The sequence below is a fragment of the Enterococcus sp. NBRC 3427 genome, assembly GCF_007996925.1.
GTDB lineage: Bacteria > Bacillota > Bacilli > Lactobacillales > Enterococcaceae > Enterococcus_B > Enterococcus_B lactis.
The window spans coordinates 38,584-53,177 of sequence record NZ_BJLL01000005.1 but is presented as its reverse complement, the minus strand read 5'-3'; the positions used below and the strand labels follow the sequence as shown (position 1 = coordinate 53,177).

Annotated in this window: 12 protein-coding genes; 5 read left to right on the top strand and 7 right to left on the bottom strand. The window is 37.4% G+C overall.

The features are described from left to right. The first annotated feature begins 11 nt into the window (after positions 1 to 11). Together ESP02_RS02135 and ESP02_RS02130 are read left to right on the top strand one after the other, a co-directional pair. Positions 12 to 896 carry an LCP family protein gene (locus tag ESP02_RS02135; RefSeq protein ID WP_038398947.1) on the top strand — a complete coding sequence of 295 codons (885 nt, stop codon included), beginning with the start codon at positions 12 to 14 and terminating at the stop codon, positions 894 to 896. A 130-nt stretch (positions 897 to 1,026) separates the two neighbouring features. Beyond that, positions 1,027 to 3,063: a penicillin-binding transpeptidase domain-containing protein gene (locus ESP02_RS02130; protein ID WP_002373322.1), complete on the top strand. Its 2,037-nt coding sequence runs from the start codon at positions 1,027 to 1,029 to the stop codon at positions 3,061 to 3,063. 97 nt (positions 3,064 to 3,160) lie between these two features. Here the strand turns inward: ESP02_RS02130 and ESP02_RS02125 are convergent, their stop codons facing one another. From ESP02_RS02125 to ESP02_RS02100, 6 genes are all read right to left on the bottom strand, one after another. Next, positions 3,161 to 4,312, bottom strand: a complete 1,152-nt coding sequence (locus ESP02_RS02125) for a cation:proton antiporter (protein WP_002319954.1) — start codon at positions 4,310 to 4,312, stop codon at positions 3,161 to 3,163. A 154-nt stretch (positions 4,313 to 4,466) separates the two neighbouring features. Continuing rightward, positions 4,467 to 4,994, bottom strand: coding sequence for an HdeD family acid-resistance protein (locus ESP02_RS02120; protein WP_002373323.1), 528 nt, complete (start codon positions 4,992 to 4,994; stop codon positions 4,467 to 4,469). Positions 4,995 to 5,092: 98 nt separating this feature from the next. Continuing rightward, positions 5,093 to 5,443, bottom strand: coding sequence for a DUF2200 domain-containing protein (locus tag ESP02_RS02115; RefSeq protein WP_038398943.1), 351 nt, complete (start codon positions 5,441 to 5,443; stop codon positions 5,093 to 5,095). Positions 5,444 to 5,664: 221 nt separating this feature from the next. Continuing rightward, positions 5,665 to 7,194 (bottom strand): alkyl hydroperoxide reductase subunit F, encoded by a 1,530-nt coding sequence (ahpF, locus tag ESP02_RS02110; RefSeq protein WP_025478293.1) that lies wholly within the window; start codon positions 7,192 to 7,194, stop codon positions 5,665 to 5,667. Positions 7,195 to 7,203: 9 nt separating this feature from the next. Then, positions 7,204 to 7,767, bottom strand: a complete 564-nt coding sequence (gene ahpC / locus ESP02_RS02105; protein WP_002400252.1) for an alkyl hydroperoxide reductase subunit C — start codon at positions 7,765 to 7,767, stop codon at positions 7,204 to 7,206. A 144-nt stretch (positions 7,768 to 7,911) separates the two neighbouring features. After that, complete coding sequence (locus ESP02_RS02100; RefSeq protein WP_002400251.1) at positions 7,912 to 8,571, bottom strand: GntR family transcriptional regulator; 660 nt, start codon at positions 8,569 to 8,571, stop codon at positions 7,912 to 7,914. Positions 8,572 to 8,754: 183 nt separating this feature from the next. On the opposite strand from ESP02_RS02100, the gene ESP02_RS02095 reads away from it, so the two are divergent. Next, entirely contained in the window at positions 8,755 to 10,392 is a 1,638-nt protein-coding gene (locus tag ESP02_RS02095; protein ID WP_002400250.1) for a mannitol dehydrogenase family protein, read from the top strand. After that, the gene (gene uxuA, locus ESP02_RS02090; protein WP_002400248.1) at positions 10,392 to 11,477 is read left to right on the top strand and encodes a mannonate dehydratase; all 1,086 of its coding nucleotides are present in this window, start codon (positions 10,392 to 10,394) and stop codon (positions 11,475 to 11,477) included. The genes ESP02_RS02095 and uxuA overlap by 1 nt, the downstream gene beginning before the upstream one ends. A gap of 110 nt (positions 11,478 to 11,587) precedes the next feature. Here the strand turns inward: uxuA and ESP02_RS02085 are convergent, their stop codons facing one another. Next, a complete protein-coding gene (locus ESP02_RS02085) occupies positions 11,588 to 13,141 on the bottom strand; it encodes a helix-turn-helix domain-containing protein (RefSeq protein WP_002400247.1) in 1,554 nt (517 codons plus the stop codon). A 147-nt stretch (positions 13,142 to 13,288) separates the two neighbouring features. Between ESP02_RS02085 and ESP02_RS02080 the strand changes: the two genes are divergently transcribed. Next, positions 13,289 to 14,521 (top strand): LPXTG cell wall anchor domain-containing protein, encoded by a 1,233-nt coding sequence (locus tag ESP02_RS02080; RefSeq protein WP_025478292.1) that lies wholly within the window; start codon positions 13,289 to 13,291, stop codon positions 14,519 to 14,521. The last annotated feature ends 73 nt before the right edge of the window (positions 14,522 to 14,594 follow it).

The following is a 14,594-nucleotide window of genomic DNA, read 5'->3' as shown; positions in this document are numbered from 1 at the left end:
AGGAATTCGCAATGAAAGTATTTCAAAAAATCATATTATCTGTTTTGTTACTGCTTACACTAGTAGTCGGCTTTTTTTCGATTGAATTTGTCCATGGATTTTCGTCTGCAAAACAGACCTCAACTGTGAAAAAGGTAGAGCCGAAAAGTGTCCCTACCAAACTAAACGTGGCTTTGATTGGTTCGGATGCCCGTTCGAAAGACGAAAATGGTCGCTCAGATTCACTTATGGTTGCACAATACGACCAGAAAACACAACAAGCAAAACTAATCTCTATCATGAGAGACTCATATGTCGATATACCAGGTTACGGAATGGATAAAATCAATGCAGCGTACTCTTACGGAGGAGTTGATTTATTAAACCAAACATTAAAGGAAAATTTCAAATTTGAAGCCCCGTATTATGCAAGTATCACATTTCAAGATTTTATCGATTGCGTCAATGAACTGTTTCCTGATGGAGTAGAGATTGATGCAGAAAAATCTTTAGATTTAGATGGCGTATATATAAAAAAAGGGAAGCAAGTAATGGATGGCAATACGTTACTGCAGTATGCTCGATTCCGTGAAGACGAAGAAGGGGACTTTGGGAGGATTAGAAGACAGCAACAAGTGATTAAAGCGATCTCTCAGCAGCTGAAAGACGTCACTTCGATATTTAAATTACCGAAAGCAGTGGGAAAACTACTTGGCAGTATCCAAACGAACCTTCCTGAGAGTGTGCTACTGGATTGCGGTATGGATTTCCTCAAAGACGATAATAAAAAGATCGATACATTATCCGTACCAGTAGACGGCAGTTGGGACTTCAACGACAATACGCCTTCCGGAAGTGTTCTGGAATTAGATTTGACCAAAAACCAAGAAGCAATCAAAAAATTTCTGAATAATTAAGTAAAGAAAATAAAATAAAAGAAGTTAGAAATAACAATCTATGTTATGTTCTGACTTCTTTTATTATGTTAGAATAAACAGGTATAAATAGTGAAAATAAAGGAATGGCAAGCAAGAGAAGGAGGAAAAAATGAAAAGAAGTGACAAGCACGGCAAAAATCGAACAGGCGCTTATATTGCCGGCGCAGTGATCTTAATAGCAGCTGCAGGTGGCGGTTATTTTTACTACCGGCACTATCAAGAAACCCAAGCAGTAGAAGCTGGAGAAAAGACGGTTGAGCAATTTGTCCAAGCTTTGAACAAAGGAGAGTATAACAAAGCTGCAGGAATGGCATCGAAAAAGGCAGCAAATAAAAGTGCACTATCTGAAAAAGAGATCTTAGAAAAATACCAAAATATATACGGTGCTGCCGATGTCAAAGGACTTGAGATATCAAATCTAAAAGTAGATAAAAAAGATGAGTCTACTTACAATTTTTCTTATAAAGCAAAGATGAATACCTCATTAGGTGAATTGAAAGATCTTTCTTATAAAGGAACATTAGACAGAACTGATGGTCAAACCACAATCAACTGGCAGCCTAACTTGGTTTTTCCAGAAATGGCAGGAAATGACAAAGTAAGCCTGACCACGCAAGAAGCAGCAAGAGGGAACATTTTAGATCGAAATGGGGAACCATTAGCAACAACCGGCAAACTAAAACAATTAGGAGTCGTTCCAAGTAAACTTGGAGATGGGGACGAAAAAACAGCCAATATTAAAGCCATTGCTTCCGCATTCGACTTAACAGAAGATGCTATCAATCAGGCTATTTCACAAAGTTGGGTACAACCCGATTACTTTGTCCCATTGAAAATCATTGATGGAGCAACGCCAGAACTTCCAGCTGGAGCTACCATCCAAGAAGTAGACGGCAGATATTATCCTTTGGGTGAAGCAGCTACTCAACTGATTGGTTACGTGGGAGGTATCACAGCAGAAGATATTGATAAAAATCCAGAATTAAGTAGTAATGGAAAAATCGGACGAGCTGGTTTGGAAATGGCTTTTGATAAGGATCTTCGTGGGACTACAGGTGGAAAATTAAGCATCACAGATGCAGACGGTGTTGAGAAAAAGGTCCTGATCGAGCATGAAGTCCAAAACGGCAAAGATATCAAATTGACAATCGATGCGAAGGCACAAAAAACAGCTTTCGACAGTCTAGGAGGAAAAGCTGGATCGACTGTTGCGACAACGCCAAAAACCGGTGATCTTCTTGCGCTTGCTAGCTCTCCAAGCTATGATCCAAACAAAATGACAAACGGGATCTCACAAGAAGACTACAAAGCTTATGAAGAAAATCCTGAACAACCATTCATCAGCCGATTTGCGACAGGTTATGCTCCTGGATCTACGTTTAAAATGATCACAGCAGCAATCGGTCTCGACAACGGCACTATCGATCCAAATGAAGTGTTGACGATCAACGGGCTTAAATGGCAAAAAGACAGTTCTTGGGGATCATATCAAGTAACTCGTGTTAGTGATGTGTCACAAGTAGACTTAAAAACTGCTTTGATTTATTCCGATAATATATATATGGCGCAAGAAACGTTGAAAATGGGGGAAAAGAATTTACGTGCAGGTTTGGATAAATTCATTTTTGGTGAAGACCTTGATTTGCCAATCAGTATGAATCCAGCACAAATTTCTAATGAAGAGAGCTTTAATTCAGATATCTTGCTAGCTGATACTGGATATGGTCAAGGTGAACTTCTAATTAATCCTATTCAGCAAGCAACAATGTATTCTGTTTTTGCCAACAATGGCACACTTGTCTATCCTAAATTGATTGCAGATAAAGAGACAAAAGATAAGAAGAATGTCATCGGTGAAACAGCGGTACAGACGATCGTGCCAGATTTGAGAGAAGTTGTGCAAGATGTAAATGGTACAGCACACTCTCTTTCTGCTTTAGGGATTCCATTGGCAGCGAAAACTGGTACAGCGGAAATCAAAGAAAAACAGGATGAAAAAGGGAAAGAGAACAGTTTCTTGTTTGCTTTCAACCCTGATAACCAAGGGTATATGATGGTTAGCATGTTGGAAAATAAAGAAGATGATGATTCAGCAACTAAACGAGCACCCGAACTATTACAATACCTCAATCAAAATTATCAATAAAGAACGACTTCTTAACTATAGTAAAAGGACTGTGACAGTATCGTCACAGTCCTTTTTTTCGAATAAACGACAGGTTCACGACCTCTTTCTGGGTCACTCACACTTCATAAACTTTTTTTGTAAAATATTTTAGAACAAGCGGAGAAATAAGTGTACTTAATAAAATCACGATTACTAAAGGTGAATAGTACTGTGGTTCGATCAATTGACTTTGCTGTCCAATTTGCAAAATGATCAAAGCCATTTCTCCACGCGAAATCATACCAGCACCGACCATCAATGAACTATGTTGAGAAAAACCGGCAATCTGAGCACCAAAATACCCTCCAAGCAATTTGGTCAAAATCGCTACAAGCGTCAATATAGAAATAAAGAGCAGCTGCTCACCAAAGTCAGAAAAATCAACTTCTAATCCTACACTGACAAAAAATACTGGTATAAATACTGCATATCCTAAAGCTTCAACATTGTGGTATACTTCTTCTTTGACCTTCGTCTGACTGACTGCTATCCCAGCAAAAAAGGCACCAATGACAGAACTAAGACCCACAAGATCCGCTACGTAAGACATACCTAAACAAATAACTAGCGATACGATGATAATAGAAGAATTTGCGTACACTTTTTCTGCAAATGAAAGCAAGAAGGGTGCAATCCATTTGACTAATAAGAAAATAAAAACAAAGTAAACGAGCTGTTCAATCAAAACAAGCGGTAAAGAAGCATTGCTAGAAGCTTCCCCAGTGAGAAAAGATAGACTGAAACTTAGGACTAAAACGACTAAAATGTCATCTACAACAGAAGCACCTAAAATAGTTGAGCCTTCTTTCGTATTCACCACGTTTAGTTCCTTTAATACTTCAACTGAAATACTGACAGAAGTTGCTGCAAGAATAATTCCAAAGAAAATCGCTTCATTTCCCGAAACTTGGAATGCCTCGCCTGTTAGCCAGCCAAAAACAACAGGGAAGATGATTCCAAGCAAAGCAACAAACATGCCTGGTCGGAAATATTTTTTTAAAAGAGATAAATCACTTTCCAGACCAGCTAAAAACATCAATAAGATTACACCAATCTCCGAGAAGTCATGGACTAGAATATCCGGTTTGACCCAATTCAATCCAGCTTGTCCTAGCAAAACACCAACAAGTAATTGTCCGATTACTGCTGGAATACCTAATCTCCTAGAGATATGTGAGCCAATCGTTGTTGAAATCAATATCAGGCATAAAATACCAATAAATTCCATTCTCATCATTCCTTTGTATAAAATATAGCCCGAACTTAGCATAACATATATTATTGAAAAAATAGGAAAATATACTCATAAAAAACCAACAATCCAAAAGTATTTTTTTTGGATTGTTGGTTTTTAAACAGTCTATTTTAATAACTAAAAACGATTAACGTATAGTCATTTTTCTTATTCTGATAAAATTGATGATCTCCTGGATGCCCATGAAAATCAAGATGAAACCGAATATTTGAAATAGAACCATCAAGCTTTTGAATGGATTGAACAATAAGACGAATCCGCCAATCAACAACAGAATACTATAAACACTCCAACTTTTAGCTTTTGTATTCATGCTGAAGAACAACTGGAACAAACTGTTGATGATAACAGCTAATCCAAGAAGAATCGGCAGGATAGAAACAATTGCAGGTGCAAAAGCATAAACGATCAGCGCGCAGATCAGGAAAAAAAGACCACTAAACAGACCGATACTCCAAGAACCTGTTTTCCTTTTAAAACGGTAAGCCTCAAAAAGATTCAACAACCCAAGCAAAACAAGATAGGCAGTGATCAGATAACCAATAAAATGAAAAACAGCAGAAGGGTTTAGCACAATCGCAATCCCAGAAATAATATAAACAGCTGCTCTTAATAAGGCGTATTTTTGAATATTTTGTTTAATCGTCTCAAACATATAAGAAAACCTCCTTTGACTTATTTTAACGTGAACTAGTCATTTTACCAAATCAAACGTTACAAAATGAGCGAAGGAGAAGAGCTTCTTGGGGGAAATCATTTTCTGAGGATCTTTTCCATTTTTTTGCCTTTTGCTAGCTCATCGATCATTTTATCTAAATAACGAATTTCTTTCATCAAGTTATCTTCGATATTTTCTACTCGCACACCACAAACAACACCTGTAATCAAAGAACGAGAAGGATTGGGGGCAGGGGCTTCCGCAAAAAATTGTTCGAAAGTCACTTGTTTTTGTAGTTGATCTTCTAGTTCTGTTTGGGAATAACCTGTCAGCCAGCAAATGATTTCATTTACTTCTTCTTTTGTACGACCTTTTCTCTCTGCTTTTGCTACATACATAGGATAAACGCTTGCAAAACTTGTCTTAAAAATACGATTTTGCGCCATAATCAGTCACCTTTCTTCTCTCAAACTATTTACTACTTATAGTATATAAAAAAAAGAGAAGAAAAAGTGATTATTCAAAAAAAAGACAAAAAGGATTGTGACAAAATTCTTGTCACAATCCTTTTTTCCGAACAAACGGTGTTCTCCTGCCAATTCCTTGTGACTCGGAGCTGAACGGCAGGCTCACAACCTCTATCTGTCTTTTGCACAATCTTCATAGCTCAAGTGCGCATCAGATAATCGAATGCTCCTAAAGCTGCAGTAGCTCCTGAACCCATTGAAACGATGATTTGTTTGTATGGACTATCTGTACAATCACCAGCTGCGAAAACGCCGGGGATATTCGTTGCGCCATTTTTCTCGGTCACTATTTCATTTCTTGGGTTCATGTCGATCGTTCCATCTAGCCAATCCGTATTAGGAAGTAAGCCGACTAGAATGAATACTCCTGAAACAGCTAGCGTATGCATCTCCATCGTACGGCGATCGATATAGGAGAGAGATTCTACCTGATTCGTACCGCTGATTTCTTTCGTCGCTGCATTTTTGATAACAGTGACATTCGCAAGAGAGACTAGTTTATCCTGTAAGATTTGATCTGCTTTTAATTCTGGTAAGAATTCTAGAACATATACATGTTTTGCTAACCCAGCCAAATCGATTGCTGCTTCAACACCAGAATTACCACCACCGATAACAGCAATCTCTTTTCCTTTGAATAGAGGACCGTCACAGTGTGGACAATAAGCAATTCCTTTATTTTTAAATTCTTTTTCGCCCGGTACATTGATAGAACGCCAGTGTGCACCTGTCGCAATAATTGCCGTTTTTGCTTGAAGTGATATGCCGTTAGCCAAGCCGATATTGATAAAATGTTGCTCTTTATTTAAGGAAACAGCCTGTTGATTGATCATAATATCGATAGGGTAACTACGCACATGATTTTCTACTTGCTGCATCAATTTTGGCCCTTCTGTGTAAGGGGTACCAATCATATTTTCAATTCCCAGGGTTTCAACGACTTGTCCACCGAAGGAGTCAGCAACAATCCCTGTGCGGATTCCTTTACGTGCGGCATAGATAGCTGCACTACTAGCTGCTGGTCCGCCACCGACCACTAATACATCATAAGGTTTTTTTTCAAATAATTCTTCTTCAACCAAAGGACCAGTGATTTTTTCAACGATTTGTTCGATCGTCATGCGTCCGCTACTAAATTCTTCACCATTTAAAAACACTGTTGGCACTGCCATGATTTGTTTATCATCGATTTCTTTTTGGAACATACCGCCTTCAATCATCGTATGAGTAATATTTGGATTTAATACAGCTAATATATTCAATGCCTGTACAACGTCGGGGCAATTATGACAAGTCAAGCTGACATAACTGTCAAAATGCAGCGTTTGTTTGATTTGTTTGATTTTGAGACTCAAAGATTCGCTAATTTTCGGTGCCCGTCCACTAATTTGCAACAGTGCTAGTAAAAAAGAAGCAAATTCATGACCGAGGGGGATACCAGCAAAAACAATTCCACTTTCTTTGCCAAGAGGGCTGATAGAAAAACTAGGTGTCCGCGTCAACTCTTTTTTTTCCCAAGAGATTTTAGGAGACATTTCTGATATTTCCTTCGTAAATTCTGCTAATTTTTGACTATTTTCACTAGTATCCAAACTAACAGAAAAAACAATAGGAGATTCAATCAGTGCTAAATATTGTTCGAGGTTTTGTTTAGTTTCTTTATCTAACATGTCGACCACCTAAATTTTTCCAACAAGATCAAAACTTGGTTTCAATGTTTCGCCACTTTCTTTCCATTTTGCCGGACAAACTTCACCTGGGTGGGTACGTACATATTGAGCAGCCCGTATCTTATCAATCAGTGCACTAGCATCACGACCAATTCCATCTGCATTGATTTCCATGGCTTGAACGATGCCGTCTGGATCAATAATAAATGTTCCTCGTTGAGCTAATCCTTGTTCTTCATCCAACACATCAAAAATACGAGAAATCCGATGCGAAGGATCGCCAATCATCGTGTATTCGATTTTACCAATAGCATCTGATGTATCATGCCATGCTTTGTGAGTAAAATGGGTATCTGTAGAGCAAGAAAAGACTTCAACGCCCAAAGATTTCAAGGTGCTGTATTGTTCTTGTAAGTCTTCTAGTTCAGTGGGACAAACAAAAGTGAAATCTGCTGGGTAGAAACATAGGATGCTCCAATTCCCCATAAGGTCTTTCTCGCTAATTTCTAAAAATTCTCCTTGATGATAAGCTTGAGCGTTAAATTCTTCGATTCTTTTCCCAATCAATGACATAGTAAAACCTCCAATAATAATTATTTATTTATAATAATTGTAATTTAGTTGGAGTTAGAAAGTCAATGAATATTTTGTTATTTAATAAAGATTACTCAAAAACGCTGGTTAATTATAAATTGAAAGAGGCACAAAAAAATACAACTACTTGAAATACTCAGGATAACGTTGAGTGACAGTTTCTTGTTCTTTCAGCATCATGTGCAAGTGCAATCCCGTTTGAAAACGAGCTTCTTCTGGTTTTTTATCGACTAATGCTCTGAATAAATCTTCATGTTGTTCCATGATCGTTTCCCATGGAAGCCCTTGGATGGTCACTCTTAACCAACGAAAACGTTCTAAATGGGTATTGTGGTCATCTAACCAGTTCCAAACTTCTTTTCTGCCGGCAATTTCGAAACAAGCTTCATGAAATAAATTATCTGCACGAAAAAACGCACGTTCATCCTTTATTTGGGCTGCTTTTTCTTGTTCTTCTAAAATCGTTTCTAACACTATTCGTGTTTGATTGTCCAATTTGGAACAGCATTCGATCATGATCTGCTGTTCTAATTGTTCTCGAACAAAGCGAGCATTTTCTGCAGAATAGAGATTGATTCTTGAAACATACGTACCACTTTGAGGAACTGTGTACACGAGTTCTTGCTGACGTAGTTGAATCAATGCTTCGCGAATGGGGGTCCGGCCGATAGAAAGATGCTCCTCCAACGCTTTTTCAGATATTTTCCTTCCAGGTTCTAGGTCCGCATAGATGATTTGTTTACGAATCGCTTGATAAGCTTGAGATTGCAAGCTACTTTTCATTTTTATACCTCCAAAATCATTTCTATGAACGTAGTATAACAGAAGAGATCTGAAAAACAATCTGATATGTCACTTTAACTCGCAAATTTGTATAAATAGTAAAATTTTGATTGACATAGCGATTTTTATTGCATAAAATTCATTTGAAGACAAAAACTGATATGTTAGTTTAGGAGGGGAAAAATGATTGATTTAAACAACTGGAAGAACTTTATTCCTGAATTATCTCAAAAAGAAGTAGAAATACCTCATTTTGACCGTGCATCATTAAGAGAAACCGGACAAAGAAATCCTGTCTGGATCCATTTTGGTGGCGGAAATCTTTATCGAGGATTTCATGCAGAAATCGCTCAACGTTTAGCGGATCAAGGCGAATTGCCTACTGGTGTCATTGTTTGTGAAACATTCGATGAAGAAATAATTGAAAAGGCTTACCGAGAGTTTGATGATTTGATTCTTGAAGTGGTCATGCCAAGCAGTGGAAAATTTGTCAAACGTGTATTAGCTGCGACAGCCGACAGTCTGTATTGTCATCCAGATTGCTCGGAACACTTTGCTAAGATGATTGGTCACTTTGAAAATCCGAGTTTACAATTAGTTACTTTTGCTATTACTGAAAAAGGTTATCGATTGAAAGATACAAGTAATAAATATATAGGACCGATTGCAGTTGATATAAAAAACGGTCCGAAAAAGCCATCACATACGATGAGTATTCTTGCTGCACTACTTTATAGACGTTTTTTATCGGGAGCTTGGCCGATTGCACTTGTCTCTACAGATAATTTTTCACAAAATGGCAGTCAATTACGTACTTCGTTGCTAACGATCGCAAAAGAATGGCAAAAGGAGGGTTATGTACCAGAAACATTTATACAATACTTATCGAATGAAGAAATCGTTGCGTTTCCATGGACAATGATTGATCGTATCACCCCGAATCCTTCCATATCAGTTAGCAGAATGTTGTCAGAAGAAGGCTTTTCAAATATGTCGATCTTGCAAACCGCAAAGGGAACCAATATTGCGCCATTCGCCAATACAGAAGACATCCATTATTTAATCATGGAAGATCATTTTCCAAACGGACGTCCCAGATTCGAAAAAGCTGGAGTGTTCTTGACTGATCGTGCAACGGTAGATAAAGCAGATACGATGAAAGTGACAACATGTCTTAATCCTTTGCATACGGCTTTAGCTATTATGGGTTGTTTACTGGGTTATAGGAGTATAGCTGAGGAGATGAATGATCCAGATTTGTCGCTGTTAGTTTCTGAAATCGGGTACAATGAAGGTCTTCCAGTCGTAGAATCGCCTGGAATCATTGATCCAAAGACCTTTCTTGAAGAAGTAGTCACTGTGCGATTTTCTAATCCAAATATTCCTGACATGCCTCAGCGAATCGCCACGGATACCTCTCAAAAGGTGGCGATTCGTTACGGTGAGACGATTAAAAAATATATGGAAACAGAAAATAAGGACCCGCAGACTCTTGTGTTCATTCCATTGATTCTCGCTGCTTGGCTTCGATACCTTATTGGCCTTGATGATCAAGGAAAACCATTCACACCGAGTCCAGATCCTTTGCTGATAGAACTTCAGCACAGGCTTTCTGATATTCAATTGGGTACGCAAGATACCTCACATCTCCAAGAGAAAATTACTCCTATTTTGTCAAATAAAGAAATTTTTGGTGTAGATCTTTATCAAGCTGAGATTGGCAGAAAAATAGAAGAAATGTTCATCAAAATGTTGGCAGGACCCAATGCCGTACGAAAAACATTACAGAATTACTTACAAGAACATGGAGGAACTTTATAATGGAAATGACTTTTAGATGGTACGGTTCGCAAGAGGAAAAGATTACTTTAGATGAAATCAGACAAATACCTGCAGTCAAAGGTATTGTAGGCACATTGATGGATATACCAGTAGGAGAAGTGTGGCCTAGGGAACGGATCAAAGAATTAAAAGAAGAAATTGAGTCTCGTGGATTGACACTAAAGGTTATCGAAAGCGTCAATGTGCATGATGCCATTAAAATTGGATTACCGTCCCGTGAGCAGTATATCGAAAACTATAAGCAGACAATCCGAAACTTGGCAGAATATGGAATAGAAGTCATCTGCTATAATTTTATGCCTGTATTTGATTGGGTCAAATCTGATCATGATTACCGCTTAGAAGATGGCTCATCTACGTTAGCTTTTATATCCGCTGATATTCCAGATGATCCAAAAGAAATCGTCGAACGCATCGAACAGTCCAGCAATGAATTCGAGTTGCCGGGGTGGGAACCTGAACGCTTAGCTCATATCAAATCTTTGCTTGAAGCGTATGCATCAGTAGACGAAGAAAAACTTCGAGAAAATTTTGCCTATTTTCTTCAATCAATCATCCCGACATGTGAAGAGGTAGGGGTCAAAATGGCTGTACACCCAGATGACCCGCCGTACTCGATTTTTGGATTACCTCGAATCGTAAAGAATCGAGAAGATCTAGATTGGTTGTGCCGAGTAGTAGACAGTCCTTCTAACGGAATCACTCTTTGTACAGGAAGTATTGCAGAAGATCCAGAAAATGATGTGTATGAAATTTTAGCAGAATTTTGCCAAAGAGACCGGATCCCATTTGCTCACGTTCGAAATATCAAATTTTTAGCTAATCGAGATTTCTATGAGGCACCGCATAAATCAGAATACGGTTCATTAGACATGTACCGTATACTAAAAACAATGTATGACAATGGATTTGACGGATACATCCGCCCTGATCATGGCAGAATGATTTGGAATGAGACAGGAAGACCAGGATATGGCTTATATGATCGAGCATTAGGTGCGGTATATCTAAATGGATTATGTGAAGCAATTGAAAAAGGAAATGAACGCAAAGAAAACCAGTAAATAATTTATAATTTTATTATGTAAACGAAAAAGATATTCAAACTTTTGTGACATAAATCCGTATACTGTTAAAAAGCATTCGGATTTATGTCACTTCTTTGGTCTAGGAACTAGAGGTTATCTTGATTTTCTTTTTCCGATTGGTTCATAAGAGCCTCTTCTTTTAATTCAAAAATGTATTCTGAAATCCTCATAATCACTTTTTTCCAATCTTCTGGTGTGATGATTCCCTTTAAAATATATATTTTTTTGATGTGGGAAGGCAACTGTTTCAAAGGGCAGTCGCTGATAACGATGTTACAGTTCTCCATAAAATCGTTTTGTATTTTGATCGATTCATTTGAAAAAATTTGTTCTATCTTAACAATCAAATCTTTACTGATATAAAAATCACGCGTATAGTTCACACCAATCACGATCAGCGGTTGTTTTTTGTAACGATCATATAAATGTACTAGATCTTCGACCATCCATAGCACATTTTCTTTTTCTAAAATATCTGGCAGCATATGTTGATTTTGTTCTCTGAAATCCATGTAAAATCGTTCGATAGCTGTTTGGATTTCTTTCAATACGTTATGCTCTTGATAAAGCATAAAAGTAGGAAGGGGCGTATTTGGTTGATTGAAGTTAAGAAATCCATTATAAAGTTTATTTCGTGCGAACGCCAACGAGTAAAGAATTTTTTCTTTTTCAGGTATAAACAAATCAAATACTGTACAAAAGGATTCCACCATTTTTCTTGAATAAAGAACATGAGGAACATTTGCTTTTCTTAAAAGTTCGTATTGCTCCAAACTTGTTTTTTCTGATTCGATTTTCGTGATAGAGAGCCGAGCTAAAATATTCACTAAGATGCGTTGTTCGCGACAAATTGGCAGATTGGGGCGCAAAATATCGACAGAGGGATCAATAAAAAAGTCAATATATTCATACTCCTCAAATTCTCTTTGTACACCTTTCACAGAAGTAGCCGGAAAATTCTCTTTACATATTTTCAACAGCAAATACAATTTATCCATCATACCGCTATTCAGTCGGTCAAGTACCTCTTTTTTAAAAAAAGTATTCATCATAAAAGCAACTACCTGTGGATCTTCATCATAAAAATCTGCAGCAGTACTTGAAAAGATATTCCAATAAATATCTAATGCTGCATATTGGATTTGTACTTCTTTTCCAGAAAAGGACTTTCTTCCATTATTAGAAAAGGAGACAGACAAACCATACAATGCTAAAAATGCATTGATTTTTTTCATTTTCGTATACAGATAAGAGGCACTATAGTTTGTTTGCTGACTTAAACTGATAATCGAATTTGTCTGACAACTGAACAAAGAAGTCAAGATCTGATAACTGACCGATTCGTTGCAGTACCTTCCAAATAGACGATAGTAGCAATAAGCCGGATCAATTCCTTCAAAATTCAACTTCAAAAAAGGCTTTTGTTTATCAATATGCAGTTTTGTTAGATTTAGACGCTCAAAATCTTGTTCTAATTCTTTGATGTATAATAGAAAATTTGATTCAGACATATGGAAATGATCTGCTAAATATTGTGTAGTAATAAAGAAACGATGTTCAGACAGGAAAAGAAAAATATCTAATTTTGTATTGCTTTTTTTCTTCAAAAGATACGTTTTTATCGCTTCTTGGGTTTGCATGAAGGGCGCTCCTTTTTAGTTAAATTGTTAAAACTTGAAAATATTACTGTTTTTTTCATGAATCTAGACAAAAAGACAGTAAACATATAGGCACAATCTCTACTATCTTATTTCTTGCATACAAAAAAATCAAGGAGTGAGAGAGTTATGAGATATCCAACCATCTTAATCTCAACATTTACAGCCTTAAGCTTATCGCTGACTATAAATCAGACAGTGCATACAGAGGAGATAGAAACAGCAAATTGGGCAGAAATCAAATGGGCCAATGTCAATCGAATTACTTTCCAAGATGAATTTTCTTCCTTCAATTCAGGTGTCACAAAATTAAAAAAAGGACAAACAGCGACCATCAAAGCAACAGTTGATTATTCGGGAGACTTAGCACCGATACGACAATCAGCTGTTACATTTGAGAATGTTGACCCTGCTTTATTGATCAGTTATGACGAGAATACTTTGTCTATCCAACACAAGCAAGCAACATTTACTTTCACCGTCACATTAAATCAGGACTTGCTAAAACCAGCACTGTTTACTGTCAAAGTATCAGATGGGTCACCGAACGATCTTCATTATCTGACGCCATATAGTCAACGGCAGACAGTTGAGCAAGATTCAGCAAGCGACTCAGGAGGAGGAGATCTTGTTGGGGAACCAACGGATAAACCAGAAAATGAAAACAAGCCTGATATACCGCCTACAGAAAATCCAGACGGAGAACAGCAACCGGAAATAGAACCTGGTGAAGAGCCTGATACAGAAATGAAGCCAGAGCCAGACAATGAATCAAAACCTGAAACAACTCCCGAAGAAAAACCAGATGTGACTCCAGAACCAGATACAGACTCTGAAAACGAAACAAAACCGGAAACTAAACCAGGCACAGATAATGAAACCGAGAATCCAGAAAAACCAGATGTCAGTCCAGAACCAGATACAGACTCTAGCAACGAAGTAACACCAGAAGAAAAACCAGACACGGATAATGAGGTTGAGAATCCAGAAACACCAAATAGGTTTCCGGAAGAAAAGCCAGATGTGGCCCCAGAAATGCCAGAAAAAACACCTGAAACAAATATAACGGCAAAAGAGATAAGCACCCAAAAGGATGAAAAGAAAGAGAGTCAAAAAATAAATACAACCATTCGACAAATAAATGAAGAAAAGCAGAATACACACACACAACGATTTGATAGCCCTCACCTAGCTGAGACTTTAAAAAGTAGCAATGATACAATCCTTGCTAGTCATGATATGAAAAATAAACAGCTGCCAAAATCTGGAGAAGCACAAAATAAAGTCATACTGTGGAGCGGAATCATTCTATTAAGTATAACAACAATGTTTTCTGTAAAAAGATTTAAACAAAATAGATGACACTGACATTTGAAGAATGTCGGAGAACACATTTTTTCAAACGAAAAAAAGTATTAATAAAACGACCCTGAAT